The sequence below is a fragment of the Massilia sp. BAP21 genome (genome assembly GCF_057801335.1).
This window is the reverse complement of record NZ_CM173596.1, coordinates 1915258-1931149: the sequence shown is the minus strand read 5'-3', so window position 1 is coordinate 1931149 and position 15892 is coordinate 1915258. Positions and strand designations below refer to the sequence as shown.

Annotated in this window: 15 protein-coding genes; 3 read left to right on the top strand and 12 right to left on the bottom strand. The window is 65.3% G+C overall.

Annotated features, from left to right (window positions below):
- Positions 1-2 precede the first annotated feature (2 nt).
- The 6 genes from ACWYRN_RS08425 to ACWYRN_RS08400 form a co-directional block, all read right to left on the bottom strand.
- Entirely contained in the window at positions 3-593 is a 591-nt protein-coding gene (locus tag ACWYRN_RS08425; protein WP_488691983.1) for a prepilin-type N-terminal cleavage/methylation domain-containing protein, read from the bottom strand.
- Positions 594-721: 128 nt separating this feature from the next.
- Positions 722-1861: a type II secretion system F family protein gene (locus ACWYRN_RS08420; RefSeq protein WP_488691982.1), complete on the bottom strand. Its 1140-nt coding sequence runs from the start codon at positions 1859-1861 to the stop codon at positions 722-724.
- Positions 1862-1873: 12 nt separating this feature from the next.
- On the bottom strand, positions 1874-3898 hold the full coding sequence (locus ACWYRN_RS08415) for an ATPase, T2SS/T4P/T4SS family (protein WP_488691981.1): 2025 nt from the start codon (positions 3896-3898) through the stop codon (positions 1874-1876).
- Between the two features lie 3 nt (positions 3899-3901).
- On the bottom strand, positions 3902-5416 hold the full coding sequence (locus tag ACWYRN_RS08410; protein ID WP_488691980.1) for an HD domain-containing phosphohydrolase: 1515 nt from the start codon (positions 5414-5416) through the stop codon (positions 3902-3904).
- Positions 5409-5804: a response regulator gene (locus ACWYRN_RS08405; RefSeq protein WP_488691979.1), complete on the bottom strand. Its 396-nt coding sequence runs from the start codon at positions 5802-5804 to the stop codon at positions 5409-5411. The genes ACWYRN_RS08410 and ACWYRN_RS08405 overlap by 8 nt, the downstream gene beginning before the upstream one ends.
- A complete protein-coding gene (locus ACWYRN_RS08400; protein ID WP_488691978.1) occupies positions 5801-7618 on the bottom strand; it encodes an ATP-binding protein in 1818 nt (605 codons plus the stop codon). Before ACWYRN_RS08400 ends, ACWYRN_RS08405 begins: the two co-directional genes overlap by 4 nt.
- Positions 7619-7871: 253 nt before the next feature.
- On the opposite strand from ACWYRN_RS08400, the gene ACWYRN_RS08395 reads away from it, so the two are divergent.
- Complete coding sequence (locus ACWYRN_RS08395; protein WP_488691977.1) at positions 7872-9866, top strand: helicase-related protein; 1995 nt, start codon at positions 7872-7874, stop codon at positions 9864-9866.
- Between the two features lie 259 nt (positions 9867-10125).
- The gene (locus ACWYRN_RS08390; protein ID WP_229436337.1) at positions 10126-10551 is read left to right on the top strand and encodes a PaaI family thioesterase; all 426 of its coding nucleotides are present in this window, start codon (positions 10126-10128) and stop codon (positions 10549-10551) included.
- Between the two features lie 23 nt (positions 10552-10574).
- Here the strand turns inward: ACWYRN_RS08390 and ACWYRN_RS08385 are convergent, their stop codons facing one another.
- The 6 genes from ACWYRN_RS08385 to ACWYRN_RS08360 all read right to left on the bottom strand — a co-directional run bounded on the left by ACWYRN_RS08385 (position 10575) and on the right by ACWYRN_RS08360 (position 14863).
- The gene (locus tag ACWYRN_RS08385; RefSeq protein WP_488691976.1) at positions 10575-11210 is read right to left on the bottom strand and encodes a hypothetical protein; all 636 of its coding nucleotides are present in this window, start codon (positions 11208-11210) and stop codon (positions 10575-10577) included.
- Between the two features lie 207 nt (positions 11211-11417).
- Positions 11418-11924 carry a peroxiredoxin family protein gene (locus ACWYRN_RS08380; protein WP_488691975.1) on the bottom strand — a complete coding sequence of 169 codons (507 nt, stop codon included), beginning with the start codon at positions 11922-11924 and terminating at the stop codon, positions 11418-11420.
- 4 nt (positions 11925-11928) lie between these two features.
- Positions 11929-12570, bottom strand: a complete 642-nt coding sequence (locus ACWYRN_RS08375) for a BON domain-containing protein (protein ID WP_488691974.1) — start codon at positions 12568-12570, stop codon at positions 11929-11931.
- Positions 12563-13159: a phosphoheptose isomerase gene (locus ACWYRN_RS08370; RefSeq protein ID WP_229436342.1), complete on the bottom strand. Its 597-nt coding sequence runs from the start codon at positions 13157-13159 to the stop codon at positions 12563-12565. Before ACWYRN_RS08370 ends, ACWYRN_RS08375 begins: the two co-directional genes overlap by 8 nt.
- Before the next feature lie 74 nt (positions 13160-13233).
- Positions 13234-13590, bottom strand: coding sequence for a YraN family protein (locus ACWYRN_RS08365; protein WP_488691973.1), 357 nt, complete (start codon positions 13588-13590; stop codon positions 13234-13236).
- 1 nt (position 13591) lies between these two features.
- A complete protein-coding gene (locus ACWYRN_RS08360) occupies positions 13592-14863 on the bottom strand; it encodes a penicillin-binding protein activator (protein ID WP_488691972.1) in 1272 nt (423 codons plus the stop codon).
- Between the two features lie 12 nt (positions 14864-14875).
- Here ACWYRN_RS08360 and rsmI point away from each other — a divergent pair, with 12 nt between their 5' ends.
- Complete coding sequence (gene rsmI / locus ACWYRN_RS08355; RefSeq protein ID WP_488691971.1) at positions 14876-15781, top strand: 16S rRNA (cytidine(1402)-2'-O)-methyltransferase; 906 nt, start codon at positions 14876-14878, stop codon at positions 15779-15781.
- The last annotated feature ends 111 nt before the right edge of the window (positions 15782-15892 follow it).

Sequence of the window (15892 nt, the reverse complement as noted above, 5' to 3'; positions counted from 1 at the left end):
CTTTAGTACTGGAAGAGCGGGACGCCGCGGCGGCCAGTCGCGTTGCTGTTGACGCGGATGTTGCCGTTGCGTGGGTCGTACTGCCAGCCGCCGGTAGCTGCGTTAGGGTCCGGCGCAGCGCCATTGCCGGCGACTGCCACCATGACCACGTCGTCGTTGGCCGGGGTGGTGATGCCGTCGGCCGGGATCGCGCGCAGGTAAGGACCCATGCTGAAGAGGCCGTTCGGCGTGGACACCGAGCAGACGACGCCATTCGCGCTCGTGGAACTGGTCATGTGAGCGGTGAACGTGTCTGCACCCGCTGCCGGCTCCACAATGACGCCGCCCGCACCGGTGCACGCCGCGGTTTCGGCAGCGGTGGCGTCGGCCGCAGCCACGCCCGGCAAGACATTGCGGTGCTGCACACGGTACAGTTCGATTGCCGAGCGCATCGTGGTCAGGTTGGCCTGGAGCGCCGATTCCTGGGCGTCGCCCGAGGTATTCGAAAACTGCGGAATCGCGATCGCCGCCAGGATGGCGATGATGATCACGACAATCAGGAGCTCGATGAGCGTGAAGCCTTTGGCGGCGTAATGGCGAATGGTAGTGGTCATTTTAGTAAGTGGATGGGTTAAGGAAGGTTTGCTGTATAGCAAATTCTTAACATGTGGCAACGAAGAGTAACATGAACAACAGCTATTTTAATTGCCACTGCGCATTAACTTTTACGGATTGTTGCTTTTCAGTGAACCGCTCGTGACATTTTGAAAATCGGCAGAATGATCGACGTCACAATCGTCCCCACCAGCACGCCCATCACCATCAACATCACCGGTTCGGCCATCTTCGCCAGGCGGTTCAGCTGGCGCGTCAGGTCGCGTTCGTAGAAGTCGGCGACACGCGCCATCACCTTGCCCAACGAGCCGGTAGCTTCGCCGGTGTCGATCATCTGCTTCACGCTGCTGGGAATCAGCGGGCTGTCGCGAAAGCCGGCGGCAATGCCCCGCCCTTCGGTCACCTGCACCTCGAGTTCGCCCAAAAAGCGCTGGAACTCGGCGTTCGGGATCACGTTGCGGCAGGCGCCGAGCGTATCGAGGATGGTCACGCCGCGTTCGAGCGAAATGCCCATCACGCGCATCAGGCGCGTCAGGTAAATCTTGATGAAGATGTCTTTTACGTAGGGCAGGCGCAGCTTGGCGCGGTCGAGCCAGGCGCGCGCATCCGGGCGGCGCAGGGCCACCAGCGCCGCACCGGCCAGGCCGAGGACAAGCACGCCGAAGACCACGCCATGCTGGATCAGGAAGTTGCTGGCGCCGATAAACATCTTGGTCGTGAACGGCAGCTCGGCGTAGATCGAGCCGAACATCACCGAGAATTTCGGGAACACGACCACCAGGATGAACAGCACCACCAGCACCGAGAACACAATCAGGAAACCGGGATAGGACAGCGCCGAGACGATGGTGCTGCGCAGCCTTTCCTGTTTCTCGTCCATGTCGACCAGTTGCTCGAGCACCTCGGGCAGGAAGCCGCCGGCCTCGCTGGCGCCGATCAAATTGATGTAGGTGGACGGGAACAGTTCCGGGTGCTTGGCCAGCGCCTCGGAAAAACGCTCGCCGCCGACGATGTCGTCCGCCACCTGGCCGATGATGGCCTTCAGGCGCGGCTTGTCGCTCTGCTCGTGCAGCGCGCGCAGGGCGTCGTGCAGGGCGACGCCGGTTTCCAGCAGCAGCACCAGGCGTTCGGTGAAGAGCACGCGGTCGGCGCTGCCGATGCGGGCGTCGCCGCCAAAGGCAAAGGCGGCGCGCTTCGGCGCCGCTGTCGATGCCGATGCCGGCGTTGACGAAGATGCGGCCCCCGCGTCATCCCATTCGATTGCCATGCCTGGTTCCCCTTACAGCGAATGCACGACGCGTGCGATTTCCTCGGGCGTGGTGTCGCCGCCAAAGGCGCGCTCCATGCCGTCGGCGTACAGATCGCGGTGACCCTTGCCGGCCACGTGCTGGACCAGCGCATCCTTGCTGGCATTCGCCACGATCATGCGCTGCAAATCCGAACCCACTTCCAGCAGTTCGTAGATCCCCAGGCGCCCCTTGTAGCCCGAGTCGTAGCACGACGGGCAGCCGCGGCCCTTTTGCAGCTTGAGGTTGCCCTCTCCCTTCCAGCCGTAGGCCAGGGCCGCGCCGGGCGGCACCAGGTAGCCGGTCTTGCAGGCCGGGCAGATGCGGCGCACCAGGCGCTGCGCCATCACGCCGATCAGCGCCGACGACAGCAAATACGGCTCGACGCCCATCTCCACCAGGCGCGCCACCGCACCCAGGGTGTCGTTGGTGTGCAGGGTGGTGAGCACCAGGTGCCCGGTCAGCGCCGCCTGCACCGCGATTTCCGCGGTCTGGCGGTCGCGGATCTCGCCGACCATGATGATGTCCGGGTCCTGGCGCAGCACGTGCTTCAGGATCTTCGGGAAGGTGAGGCCGATCGCATCGTTCACCTGGTTCTGGTTGATGATGTCCAGCTGGTACTCGACCGGGTCTTCGATCGTGACGATGTTCTTCTCGATGCTTTTCAGGTAGTTGATTGCCGCGTACAGGCTGGTGGTCTTGCCGCTGCCGGTGGGGCCGGTGACTAGGATCAGCCCGTGGCTGCGCCCGAGCAAACGCTTGAAGGTTTCGACCGTGCCGCGCTCCATGCCCAGCTTGTCCACATCCAGGATCGACTGGTTTTTATCCAGCACGCGCAGCACCACCTTTTCGCCGTAGATGCCGGGTAGCGAAGAGAAGCGCAGGTCGACCGTGCGGCCCTGGGTCATCACCTGGATGCGGCCATCCTGCGGCAGTCGTCGTTCGGCGATGTCGAGATGCGCCATGACTTTCAAGCGCGAGACGATGGCCGGATGCAGCTCCACGCGCGGCGACATCACTTCGTACAGGATGCCGTCGATGCGCAGGCGGATGCGCGACTTGTTGCGCGAGATTTCGATGTGGATGTCGCTGGCGTTGTCGTGGATGGCGCGCTGGATCACGGCGTTGACCATGTTGATGACGGGGCTGGCGCCGGCCATCTGGTCGATCTGCGTGTAGTCGTCCGGGATCTGGCTGTCCACCAGTTCCAGGTCGTTCGCTTCGCTGTGAATAAAATCCGGCATGGTGCCGCCGTAGGCATCGTCGCGCACGCGGTTGATGTCCGCCGGCGGTGCCATCGCCACGCGGATGCGGCAGCCGGTGCGGGCGCGGATTTCGTCGATGCTGTGCACCGCCTGCGGCTCGCCCGTGGCCAGGGTCAGCGTGTTCTCGACCACGAACAGCGGAATCACGTTCAGGCGCTTGGCCACGTCGCGTTCCAGCAGCGACACGGCCACCGGGTCGTACAGGCCCGCGCGCAGGCTCACGAACGGCAAATCGAGCTGCTCGGCCAGGGCCTGGAACAGCGCCGCTTCGGTGAGCCACTTCTTCTCGACCATGATCAGGCCCATGCGCTTGCCGGTCTGCTCCTGCAGGCGCGCCGCCTCCGCCACCTGGGCGGCGGTGACGACGCCGCGTTCGACCAGGATGTCGCCCAGCTTCGGCTGGCCGGCGCCGCGCGGCGCTTTCGATGGCGCCTGCGGCGCGTCGTACAGCGCCACCTTGTCGGACACGCCGGTCACGTTCAGGATGTCGAGCAGCAGCGGGCTCGGATAGGCCAGCTTCAACCAGCCGCCCAGGCTACCCAGGCGGTTGGCGGCGCGCGTCATCATTTCCAGCGCACGGCCCGAGAGCAGCGCCACCTTGCCCAGGTCGAGCACGATGCTGACCTGGTGCTGGGCGATGCATTCGTTGATGGCGTTGTCGACCGCATCCACGGCGTCGGCGGCCACCAGCGCCATCGACGGCGCCAGGTAGGTCATCGAGCCGATGCGGCTGCGGGTGACGGCGTCGCTCATGCCTTATGCCGCCTGCTGCGGTAAATCGCGGGCGATGTTGAAGCGCGCGATCCATTCAGGCTCGGCGGCGCAGACTTCCTCGAACACCTTGATGATGGTCGGGTCGAGCTGGCTGCCGGCCACGCGTGCGATTTCCGCCATCGCCACTTCGTGGCTGCGGCCGGCGCGGTAGGCGCGCGAGCTGGTGATCGAGTCATAGGTGTCGGCCACGGCGATGATGCGCGCATGCAGCGGAATGTCGTTGCCCTTCAGGCCATGCGGGTAGCCGGTGCCGTCGTACTTTTCCTGGTGGTGGCGCGCGCCCGGCACCGCGCCCTTCAGGCGGTCGATGTGGCGCAGGATTTCGTAGCTGCGCTCCGGGTGCACCTTGATGAAAGTGAACTCGTCGCTTGTTAAGCGGCCCGGTTTGCAGAGCACCGCGTCGGGAATGCCGATCTTGCCGACGTCGTGCAGCAGCGAACCCCAGAACAGGTCTTCGGTGTCGCGCGTGCCGAGGTTCATCGCCTTGCCGATCTCCATGGTGATGTAGTGCACGCGCTCGGAATGGCCGCGCGTGTACGGGTCCTTCGCTTCCACCGCTTCGATCAGGGCGTTCGCCATCTGGTCGTTGAACTTCCGGGTTTCGGCCAGCATGCCGTACATCTTCGACAGGCCCGAGAGCTGGTTGGCCAGCAGCTCGCCGAGTTTACGGTCGCTGTTCGAAAAATCGGGTTTTGCCAGGTGGTTCGCCAGCACCAGGATCGCCACCACGCTGCGGTCGTGGATCACCGGGCAGCACAGCAGCTTGAAAGGCAGGTCGGTGAAGATGTAGGCGCGGCGCGGGTCGTTGACGTCGTTGATGACGATCGGGGCGCGCGCCGAATGCGTAAAGCGGTACAAGTCGCCGCGCATCTCGACCAGCACCAAATCGAGGTTGTGGATCGGCGCCGACAGGTTGGTCGCGTGCACGCACAGGTTTTCGCCGGGTTTCACGAAGGCGGCGACGTCGGCGTCCATGTGCTCGGCCCAGCTCTGCAACAGGCGCTGGAACAGGTCGGCGCCGGGTTCGAGCTGCTGCACGGTCTTGTCGATGGCGTACACCAGGTGCAGTTCTTCGTAGCGCTCGGAGAGTTCGATCGCCATGGAGTCGAGCTCGCGCCGCGATGCCACTTCGTCGGCGATGCCGGCGCCGATGTCCTCGAAGGTTTCGGCCAGCGCGTCCCAGGCGGTGGGCGCCTCGGCCACGGCATCGACCCGCACCGCCAGGTAGCCGAGCAGGCCGGTCTTGCCGTGCATGGCCATGTAGAGCAGCGTGGCGCCGTCGCGGTCGTGGCGCTGCATGCCGTCGCCGTCCTGGGCCCAAGACAGGCCGGCCGCCATGCTCGCGGCGATCCAGGCGCCGATGTCGCTGCCGGCCTGCTGCTGCCAGCGCACGGCGCCATCCGGCCCGCAGACCGCAAAGTCGTAGTCGACGCCGGTGGTGCGGCGCAGCCAGCGCGCGTGACGGGAAAAGTCGAGATCGTTCAGGACATCATGCATGCGGGTTCTCCTGCGTGGCCGCGTTGGTGAAGTAGGTGGTGAGGCGGGCGATCAGCTGGCGCGGACTGAGCGGCTTTTCGAGGAACTCGACGTTCGCCAGTTCGCGCACCCATTCGCGCTCCTGCGATGCCGTCATCGAGGTCATCACGAAGATCGGGAAGCGTTCGTCGGGATAGCGCGCACGCGCGGTGCGGCACAGTTCGCGGCCGTCCATGCCGGCCATCTGGATGTCGCTTACCATCACGTCGGGGCGGCGCGCGGCCATTTTTTCCAGCGCCTCGACCCCGTCGTTGGCGCTGGCCACCTCAAAGCCTTCGCGTTCCAGCATCAGGCGCAGCACGCGGATCACGTGGGGTTCATCGTCCACCAGCAAGATCGATTTCTTCATAGGACTTGGCTTTCTTCTGCCAGTGCCGGCATTTTCTTCAGGTAGATGGAGAACACGCTGCCGTGTCCGAGTTCGCTCTCGATGGTCAGGCGGCCGTGGTGCAGTTCGACGATCTGGTTACTCAGGTACAGGCCCAGGCCGTGGCCGCCGCGCTGCTCGTCGCCCGTCTCGCGCACGCGGAAGAATTTCTCGGTCACGCGCTCGCGGTCTTCCGGCGTCATGCCGATGCCGCTGTCGCGTACGGCGATGACGACGTCGCTGTCGCCTTCTTCCGCGCTCAGGGTCACGTTGCCGCCGGCGCTGTTGTACTTGATGGCGTTGTTCAGCAAATTGTTCAGGGCGATGCGGAACATGTCCTTGTCGACCGATACCGCGGCCAGGTCGCGCGCCACCTGCAGGTCGAGGCGGATGTTCTTCGCGTCGGCGCGCGAACGCGCCTGCTGCCAGGCGTCGCGCAGCAGATCGTCGAGTTTTACGCGGTGGCGCTCGGGGCGCATGCTGCCCATCTCGAGTTTACTCACGTTGAGCAGGTTGTTCACCAGCGAAGTCATGCGCTCGACCTCGTCCTGGATCACGTTGATGGCTTCCACGCGCACAGCCGGGTCGTCGTTGCCGACGTCGGCCAGCATCTCGCCATACATGCCGATCACGTTCAGCGGCGACTTCAGCTCGTGCGCCACGTGGGCCACGAAGTCGTTGCCGGCCTGGCGCGCCAGGTGTTCGCGGGTGGCGTCGCGCAGCACCACCAGGGTGCCGTAGGCCATCGCATGCCCGGTCAGGGCCTGGGCCGTGGCCCACAGGCGCTTGCCCGGCACCCCGAGCGGATTGAATTCGATCGTCATCTGGCTGCGCGCATCCTGTCCGGCGCCGCGAAAGCGCGCCAGCATCGCGCGCAGTTCCGGGTCGCGGCACCAGGCCTCCACCGGCTGCGACAGCACATCGGCCACCGGCACGCCAAGCAGCGGTTCGATCTTCCCGGTGGCAAACGTTACTTCGCCGGCCGGATCGAGCACCAGCAGGCCGTCGGGCAGGCATTGCAGTACCGCCTGCATCTTGTTGCTGCCGTATTCGAGCAGGCGGCCGCTGGCCATGCTGGCGATGCTGTCCTGCTCCAGCTCGCGGATGCGGGCGCTGGTGTGGTCCAGGTAGCGATTGAGCTTGCCGGCCAGGCCGCGCACGTCCTGCCCCGCGTCCGGCTCGGGCGCAGCCTGGGCCTGGGCCGCGCCGAGGGTCTTCAGCTGTTCGCCGAGGGCGGCCAGCGGCGCCATCTCGCGCTTGATCACGATGTAGATGAGGGGCACCAGCAGGAACACGGCCAGCGCGATCAAGGCGTAGAACGGCAAGTCCTTCAGGTCGAAGGGGCCCTGCGGCTCGAAGTAGCCGATGCGCAGCTGCAGGCGCCCGTCCTGGCTGGCGAGCGGACCGCGGAATTCGCGGATCGCGCGCGCGTTCTGGCCGGCGGCCACGCCGCGCTCGTCGAAACTGGCCAGGGCCAGCGGCGCGGCCGGCGGCACGATGGCGCCGGGGCTGGCCATCTCAATCAGGTTGCGGCCATCCTCGCCGCTGATGGCGGCGTAGGCGACATCGGGATTGCCGCGCATGGCCAGCAGCGAGGCCAGCACGCCCGGCTGGCCCTGGGGCGGCAGCAGGACGTCCGCCGGCAGCACCGCCAGCGAGCGCACCGTGCCCAGGCCCTGGGCGCGTAGCTGCTCGAGCTGCTCGGTATGCTGGCGTTTCAGCAGCAGGGAGACCACCAGCGCGATGACGGCCAGCGAGGAAACGACGAGGATAAGGCCGATCCGGTTATTTTTCATGGTGGGGCGGTCCTTGGGGCCGTGGAGAACGGCAAACGGAATGCGGTAGGTCTAAAGCGCTAGACTATAGTTGAAAATTTCTTGCAGGAAAATAACATTCTGCACGCAAATGTGAACTGGTCAAATATTTGAGCCGGCTGCAACACATTTGTATGCACAGAGCCCGTGCACTGGCGCGCCAGGCGGGTTTCGGAACGGGTCGACGCCGGCATCCGCGATATAGTGGTAACAACCAGACAGCGTCTTTTCACACATGAGTAATTTTCGCAACGACCATTCCGATAACGATTCCGACAGCGGCGACGACGCCTTCCTTGTACAGGACCTGAAACTGGCCGAGCGCGGCATCGAGCTGGTCAAGATGGAAGGCCGCGTCTTCCTGCGTTTTTCCGGCGAAGTGAAATACCACGGCCTGCGCGTGCGCTACGCCCTGGTGCCGGCGCGCGGCGTGCTGGCCAAGCCGAGCAAGTGGCGCAAGATGGACCCGCTGGCGCGGCGCGACCTGATCGAGGAACGCACCGGCGACAAGGCCCTGGCCGAACTCCAGATGGATGCCGAGGAGTTCGTGGCCGAGATCGCCGAGCAGGCCGACGATGCCGGTTTCGACCCGCGCGTCTTCCTGGGCGTGCTCGAGGAGCTGGAAACCTCGGAGCCGGCCGAATACGTGTTCGAGCGCATCCGCCAGCGCGTGGAGCACGCCATCGAGCGCGAGCAGGAAGAACGCCACGCCGCCCGTACCAAGGAAAGCATCAACCTGGCCGAGTACCCGGAATCCTTCGAGGTCGCCAGCCGCATGCCGCGCAAGTTCATCGCCCTGCTCGGCCCGACCAACTCCGGCAAGACCCACCGTGCGATGGAAGCGCTGGCAAAAGCCGCTAGCGGCGTGTATCTCGCGCCGCTGCGCCTGCTGGCGCTGGAAAACTACGAGCGCCTGCAGGCGGCCCGTCCGCACGGCGAGGAATTGAAGGTGAGTTTGATCACCGGCGAGGAACGCCGCATTGCCGAGGGCAGCACCCACGTCGCCAGCACGGTCGAGATGCTCGATACCAAGAAGGCGGTGGAAGTGGCCGTGATCGACGAAATCCAGATGCTGGCCGACCGCGACCGCGGCGCTGCCTGGACCGCCGCCGTCTGCGGCGCGCCGGCGACCACCGTCTACCTGGTCGGGGCGCCGGAAGCACGGCGCGCCATCGAGGCGCTGGCCGAACGGCTCGAAGTGCCACTGGAAGTGCATGTGCTGAAACGCATGGCGCCGCTGGCGATGGAACCGTCGCCGGTGCGCAAGCTCGGCAACTTGCGCCGCGGCGACGCCGTGATTGCCTTCTCGCGGCGCGACGTGCTGATGTGGCGCGACATGATCACCGAAAAGGGCCTGTCGGTCGCCACGGTCTACGGCAATCTGTCGCCCGAAGTGCGGCGCGCCCAGGCCGAGCGTTTCCGCGAGGGCCAGGCCGACATCGTGGTCGGCACCGACGCTCTCGCCATGGGCCTGAACATGCCGATCGCGCGCATCGTGATGACCACCGCCGTGAAGTACAACGGCTACGAGGAAGAAGAGATTTCGGCAGCGCTGGCCAAGCAGATCGCCGGTCGCGCGGGGCGCTATGGCGTGCACGAGGAAGGTTTCGTTGCCGGCTACGACGACGACACCCACGAGGTGATGCGCGCGCTGATGAAGGAAAAGATTCCGCCGGTGCCGGCCAGCGGTTTCGCGGTGGCGCCATCGCTGGAACAATTGCACCGGATTTCGTCGGTGACCGGGGAAACGTCTTTGGTAAAACTGCTGAAGCGCTTCGTCCACAACATCGACGTGCCGGACGGCTTTTTCTATCCGCGCATTACGGAAGAGCAGAACGAGCGTGCCGAATGGCTCGATACCCTGCCCCTGTCGGTGGCCGAGAAGTTCATGCTGTCGCTGGTGCCGATCTCGACCAAGGTGCCGGTCCTGCAAAGCGCCTGGGAGCACTGGTCGCTGTCGCTGGCGAAAAAGAAGATCTGCAAGCTGCAGCCGCATACTCAGGAACTGTTCTTCATGAACTTGCAGGAGGTGGAAGACACCTGCCGCATGTACTCGGCCTATGCCTGGCTGGGCTACCGCCAGCCGGACTTCTTCCCCAGCATCGAGGAAGCGCAGAAGCTGGCGCGCGAAGCGGCGGAGCGGGTCGATTCGATGCTGCAGCAGCAGAATTCGGCGACGCGAAAGCGGCATGCGGGTGGAGGTAGCGGCAAGCAAAAGCGCCGCGCGTAAAGGGCACGCAGCCTCAACCGTACGGTGGGCACTCCGTGCCCACGCGGAATGTCGCACGGTGTTGGCTTCGTTTGGATGTTGCTGTCTGCTCTGAGATGCGGCGTCAGAATGCGGGCCACGCGGCTCCAACCAACGCCAACGTAACGCACGCTTCCGCGTGGGCACGGAGTGCCCACGCCGGCCGCGCCCACCGTACGGTTTCCGCCGCAGGCCTGACGCGCGGTGTACGATGACGAATTCTCATCCGTCATCACACACCATGAACAACCAGCTCACCCCCGACGTCTTCAACGAACGCGGCGCCAACACCCTGCCCGGCTACCTGGGCATCGAAATCCTGGAAATCGCCGAGAACCGCGTATCGGCCCGCCTGCCGGTACGCCAGCAACTGCTGGCGCCGAACGGCTACCTGCACGCCGGCAGCGTGGTCACCCTGGCCGACACCGCCGCTGGCTACGCCTGCATGGCCCACCTGCCCGAAGGCGCGCACAGCTTCACCACCATCGAACTGAAATCCAACCACCTCGGCACCGCGCGCGAAGGCGCCATTGCGGCCGTGGCCACGCCGGCCCACCTGGGCCGCACCACGCAGGTCTGGGACGTGACGGTCACCGACGAGGCGAACGGCAAGACCATCGCCCTGTTCCGCTGCACCCAGATGATCCTGTATCCGAAAGCGGCCTGAAGCCTGCCGCGGCAGGCGCCTGATCAGGGCGGCAGGCAGGCCGCCGCCACCCCGGCCGCCGTGCCGCCCACGGCCGGCAGGTCCGAGGGCGACTTGCCGTTGCCGACCAAGATCGCCGGCTGGCCTTTGTAACTGAGCTGCAATTGCTCGCCCGCATAACCGTCCAGTGCCTTCGGAATGAACACGGCGAAGCGGTAATTCAGCTTGGCATAAAAGCCGCTGTGGAAAATCTGGGCGGGCGGTCCTTCCTGGATTTCGGCGGCAATCGCGTCGAGGATGGGCAGCCGGTCGCCGGCATTGTTCAGGTCGGCCTGGCCCTGGTAGCGCAGGCTGTAGGGCGGCAAGCCGCCATACTCGCGCCCCTCGTACATGACGCGGAATTGCTCGACGTTGTACTGGAAACCGCGCCCCGCCCCTTCGGCGACGTCGACATTGCACAGCAAGAAAATCGCCCAGAACCCCTGCGAATCCACCGGCGCCAGGTAGCCCACCCGGTACAGCGCCGCCGACAGGGCGATCGGGTTGGTGAAGTGGATTTCGTGCGCATTGGCCACGTGCTGGTAATGCAGGACAGCATCGGCCTTGCGCGCCTGTCCTGCGCACCCGGCCAGCGCACAGAGCGCGGCAATGCTGCTTATCCTGCGAAGTAAGTGACCCATTGAAACTCCTTTGCGAGCCTGCGCGCCCGTCCAGGCGCTTGCGACCGCATCAAGCTTGGACCAATCGAGTGCTCCAGGCTTGAGCTAAGTCAGGCGTGCTGTGGCATTGGCGCATAGATCGTCCAAGGCGCCAGTTTACTCAGGGAGAAGAAGAGCGGCAAGGCGAGCACGGCCGCGAGCCGGCGCATTCCCTACCGGGAAAGGTTCTTAGAGTGCTTTTTGCAGCAGGGTATGCAGTTGGGCAAAGTCGGGTTCGCCCACGTAGCGCTTGAGGATGGCGCCATCCTTGCCGATCACAAAGGTGGTCGGCGTCAGGGTCACGTCACCGAAGGATTTGGCGATGTCGCCGCCCGAATCGAGCGCCACGATGAAGGGCAGCTTGCGCGTTTCGGTGAAGTTGACGACGTAGTTCGGCGGGTCGTACTGCATGGCCACGGCCACGAATTCCAGGCCCTGGCCCTTGAACTTGTTGTAGGTGTCGACCATCGCCGGCATCTCGCGCACGCAGGTGGTGCACGAGGTGGCCCAGAAGTTGACCATCACCACCTTGCCGCGCAAGCCCTGCGTGCTGATCTTGTCGCCGGCAATGCTGATGAAAGTGACGTCGGGCGCCGTTTCCTTGCTGCTGAAGGTGGCGTAGCCGACGCCCGCCAATGCGAGCACGACCGCCGCGGCGGCAGCGGGCTTGATCCAGGAGCGGGCGGCGGTGGTCATGGTCTTACAGGGCAACCGACGAGGATTGCGGGTACTGGGTGCGCAGTTCTTCTTCGGTGATGTATTCGAAGATCTTCACCACGCGCTGGACGCCGGACACGCTCTGGGCGATCTTCGCGCCGAGGTCGCCTTCGCGCTGGGTCACGCGGCCCATCAGGTACACGGTGCCGCGCTCGGTGACGACCTTGAACGAGGTGGCCGAGATCGTTTTCATCTCGACCAGGCTGCCCTTGACGTTGGTGGTGATCAGCGCGTCCGAGGAGCGCGAGGTGTAGCTCGACGGGCCGGCGATCGCCAATTCGTTGATGACCGACACCACGTTCTCGATGCGGCGCACTTCGGCCTCGACCCTGGCCTTCATGGCTTCGTCGCGCACTTCGCCGGTGAGCAGCACCTTGCGGTTGAAGCTGGCGATGTTGACGTGGCCGGCGTCGCCGACGATCTTCGGAATCTGCACTTCGGCTTTCACCGTGATCGACTTGTCCTCGGTCTGCGCGCCCAGCGTGCGGCGGTCCATGGTGGATGCCGCGCCGAAGGCGGCGCCGCCCACGACCAGCGGCACGCAGCCCTGCAGCGCGCCCAGCAGGGCGGCGCCCAGCATTACTTTGGTCAACGACCCCTTCAGGGCCTGGCCAGTCTTACTCATTCTCGTCTCCTCCGAAAAGCGCAACGTCGATGCCGTCGCAAATGCAATGGATCGCGACCAGGTGGACTTCCTGGATGCGCGCGGTACGGCTATGCGGCACGTTGATATGCACGTCAGCATCGGTCAGCAGCTTGGCCAGCGCGCCGCCGTCCTTGCCGGTCAGCGCCACCACGCGCATCTCGCGTTCGAGCGCCGCTTCGACGGCGGCCAGCACGTTGGCCGAATTGCCCGAAGTCGAGATCGCCAGCAGGATGTCGCCGGCCTGTCCAAAGGCCTGCACCTGCTTCGAAAACACTTCGCGGAAGCTGTAGTCGTTCGCAACCGCCGTCATGATCGAGGTGTCGGTGGTCAGCGAGATGGCGGGCAGCGGAAAGCGCTCGCGCTCGAAGCGGCCAACGAGTTCGGCAGCGAAATGCTGGCAGTCGGCGGCGGAACCGCCATTCCCGCAAGCCAGGATCTTGTTGCCGTTGGACAGGGCGCTGAACATCAGTTCAATCGCCTGCGAAATAGGGGAAGACAGGGCCGCGGCCGACTTCAATTTGAGATCGGCGCTCTCCTGGAAGTGAGCGAGGATGCGTTGAGTGTTCATAGCCGGGGATTATAGTGCAGTGGAAAGGGGGGACGGACAAACCGTTTTTAAAATTGCTTACATTTCATGCAGGCTTAAGCTTCTATGGCGTTGCGCAGCCATGCGAGATGGTCGCCATCGATGGCGATCACGTCGAAGCGGCAGGGAGGCACACGGGGGAAGCGCAGCAGATACACCTGGGCGGCGCGCACCAGGCGGCGGATCTTGGCGGGGGTGATGCTGGCGGCGGCGCCGCCATGTTTGCTGTCGGCACGCTGGCGCACTTCGACGAAGACGAGGGTGTCGCCGTCGCGCATGATCAAGTCGATCTCGCCGCCCTTGCAGGTGAAATTGGCCTCGATGAATGAGAGGCCCTGGCGTTTCAGGTAGCGTAGCGCCGTTTGCTCCCAGTCGCGGCCCTGGGACTGCTTTGGGGAAAGGCGCGTCGGCATGTCATGGCCTGGTTGCCACCGCTTCGAAACCGAGGCCGTCGCGGTAGATGGCGGCCGCTTCCTGGCGCTTGACGGCATACGCGCCATTGTTCATGCGCACCGACAGGCGGCCGGTGACGCCGTCGAGCTCGAAACCGCTGCCCGGATGCTGGGCCACTTCGCGCGCCACGCGGAAGGCGTCGATGCCGAGCGCGTACAGGCGCTGCATGTCGAGGGTGTCGGTATCCACCGGACGCGGATACACCATCACTTGCGGATGTTCGGGTTGGATGGTCCAGGGCAGATCGAGCATGCGCACGCCGTCGAGCTCGGGCCAGCCGCCAGCTGAACTGGCGCTGCGGCCCGGATTGGCGGCCGACACGCCATAGGTCGGCAGCGAGGTGCCGATGGCGCTGCGTACCTGGCGCAATTGATTGGCGTCGAGTGCGGCGAAGACCAGGTCGGGGCGGTCGATTTCCAGGCGCTTGCGCAAATCGGACAGGGCGTTCGCATCGACGTAGCCGTCGAGCACCGGCAAGTCGACCGTGGCATTGTTACGTCCCAGGCGCGCCCAGTGCGAGGTGAAGGCGCCGACCACGCGCTGCTGCCAGGCGGCGCTGCCGCCCAGCACCAGGGCGCGGCCGCCCGGCTGTTCCTGGGCGGCCCAGTCGGCCACCTGGCGTGCTTCTTCTTCCAGCGACAGGCCGATCACCAGCATCTGCGCCGGCAGCGGGCGGTCGATCTGCGGATGGTTCAGGGCAACGGTTGGCTTGGTGACGACATTGCTGGACGCCACGGCGGCAACGGCGGAGCGGGCCAGCGGGCCGACCACGATGTCGTTCTGTTCGGCGGCGCGGGCATAGGCGCGCAGCGTGTCTTCGGCCGAGTTGCCGCTGGGGACGACCTGGACTTCGATGCCAGCGCCGTCGCGCTCGTGGCCGGCCATGAAGCCGGCGCGCACCGACTCGGCGGCCTTGCCCAGCGCGTTCGATTCGAGCGGCAGCAGCAGGGCCACGCGCGCCCGTGCGCCGGGCACGGCGGCCTGGGCGCCATCCTCGCGCGGGTACAGCTCGATCGGTATCGTACGGGTTTCCGAGCGCGGCGCAGGGGCGGGTTCGGCAGCGGGCGCCGGGCGTGGCGCACTTGTGTTTGGCTCTGCGGGCGCGCACAATCCGCCCGGTACGCCGCATCCCAGATCGGGTGGCAGGGGCGTGCTGGCGCAGCCGGCCACCATGGCGGCGGCAGCGGCTGCAGTGGCAATCACGCGCAGGCCTTTCAGATAATTCACGAGCATCGTATCTCCAACATGACCGACAACCAGTCCATCGACATTGCCAAACTGCCAGTAATGGCCGAGGCAGCTCAGCAGTCCTATCCTACCGCAACGCTGTACGTCGTGGCCACCCCGATCGGTAATGCAACCGACATCACCCTGCGCGCATTGCACCTGCTGGCGCTGGCAGACGTGGTCGCCTGTGAGGATACGCGCAAAACCGGCGCCCTGCTCACCCGTTACGGCTTGAACAAGCAGATGGTCGCCGCGCACCAGCACAACGAGCGCGAAGCGGCAGATAAATTGATCGCAAGATTGCAGGCCGGCGAGCGCGTGGCGCTGGTCTCGGATGCCGGCACGCCGGCCGTCTCCGACCCGGGTGCGCGCATCGTCGACGCCGTGCGCGAGGCCGGGCTGCGCGTGCTGCCGCTGCCGGGCGCGTCGGCGTCGGTCACGGCGCTGTCTGCCAGCGGGCTGGTGAACGACCGTTTCAATTTCGTCGGCTTCCTGCCGGCCAAGGCCAAGCAGCGCGAAGCGGCCCTGCAGGCATTGGTGCGCGAGCCGGCCACGCTGGTGATCTACGAGGCGCCGCACCGCATCGTCGATTGCGTGGAAGGTTTATTGGCCGTGTTCGAGCCGACGCGCCAGGTGGTGTTTGCGCGCGAACTGACCAAACTGTTCGAGGAAGTGCACCGCTGCCCGCTGGGCGAGGCGCTGGCCTGGGTGAAGGCTGACCAGCACCGCGAGCGCGGCGAATTCGTGGTGCTGGTCGAAGGCGCGACGCTCGAGACCGATGCGGCCGATGCCGAAGCCGAGCGTATCCTGCAGATTTTGCTAACCGAGTGCTCGGTGAAGCAGGCGGCGAACCTGGCGGCCCAGATTACCGGGCGCAAGAAGAATGCGCTGTATGAGCGCGCCTTGCAGATCAGGGGCGAATAGGCGTTCGCTTGCCGGTGGGGCTGTGCGGGCGCTTGCTGAACGCGTGGGCGGCGTACAGGCAGGCGGCATGCATACGTTCGGGTATAGCCGACCACCCTACCGAACGTAGGG

Excerpts from the sequence above, each read along its gene's own strand:
- ACWYRN_RS08425 (WP_488691983.1), bottom strand. The coding sequence starts at position 593 with ATGACCACTACCATTCGCCATTACGCCGCCAAAGGCTTCACGCTCATC.
- ACWYRN_RS08420 (WP_488691982.1), bottom strand. The coding sequence starts at position 1,861 with ATGGCAATCGAATGGGATGACGCGGGGGCCGCATCTTCGTCAACGCCG.
- ACWYRN_RS08415 (WP_488691981.1), bottom strand. The coding sequence starts at position 3,898 with ATGAGCGACGCCGTCACCCGCAGCCGCATCGGCTCGATGACCTACCTG.
- ACWYRN_RS08410 (WP_488691980.1), bottom strand. The coding sequence starts at position 5,416 with ATGCATGATGTCCTGAACGATCTCGACTTTTCCCGTCACGCGCGCTGG.
- ACWYRN_RS08405 (WP_488691979.1), bottom strand. The coding sequence starts at position 5,804 with ATGAAGAAATCGATCTTGCTGGTGGACGATGAACCCCACGTGATCCGC.
- ACWYRN_RS08400 (WP_488691978.1), bottom strand. The coding sequence starts at position 7,618 with ATGAAAAATAACCGGATCGGCCTTATCCTCGTCGTTTCCTCGCTGGCC.
- ACWYRN_RS08395 (WP_488691977.1), top strand. The coding sequence starts at position 7,872 with ATGAGTAATTTTCGCAACGACCATTCCGATAACGATTCCGACAGCGGC.
- ACWYRN_RS08390 (WP_229436337.1), top strand. The coding sequence starts at position 10,126 with ATGAACAACCAGCTCACCCCCGACGTCTTCAACGAACGCGGCGCCAAC.
- ACWYRN_RS08385 (WP_488691976.1), bottom strand. The coding sequence starts at position 11,210 with ATGGGTCACTTACTTCGCAGGATAAGCAGCATTGCCGCGCTCTGTGCG.
- ACWYRN_RS08380 (WP_488691975.1), bottom strand. The coding sequence starts at position 11,924 with ATGACCACCGCCGCCCGCTCCTGGATCAAGCCCGCTGCCGCCGCGGCG.
- ACWYRN_RS08375 (WP_488691974.1), bottom strand. The coding sequence starts at position 12,570 with ATGAGTAAGACTGGCCAGGCCCTGAAGGGGTCGTTGACCAAAGTAATG.
- ACWYRN_RS08370 (WP_229436342.1), bottom strand. The coding sequence starts at position 13,159 with ATGAACACTCAACGCATCCTCGCTCACTTCCAGGAGAGCGCCGATCTC.
- ACWYRN_RS08365 (WP_488691973.1), bottom strand. The coding sequence starts at position 13,590 with ATGCCGACGCGCCTTTCCCCAAAGCAGTCCCAGGGCCGCGACTGGGAG.
- ACWYRN_RS08360 (WP_488691972.1), bottom strand. The coding sequence starts at position 14,863 with ATGCTCGTGAATTATCTGAAAGGCCTGCGCGTGATTGCCACTGCAGCC.
- rsmI (WP_488691971.1), top strand. The coding sequence starts at position 14,876 with ATGACCGACAACCAGTCCATCGACATTGCCAAACTGCCAGTAATGGCC.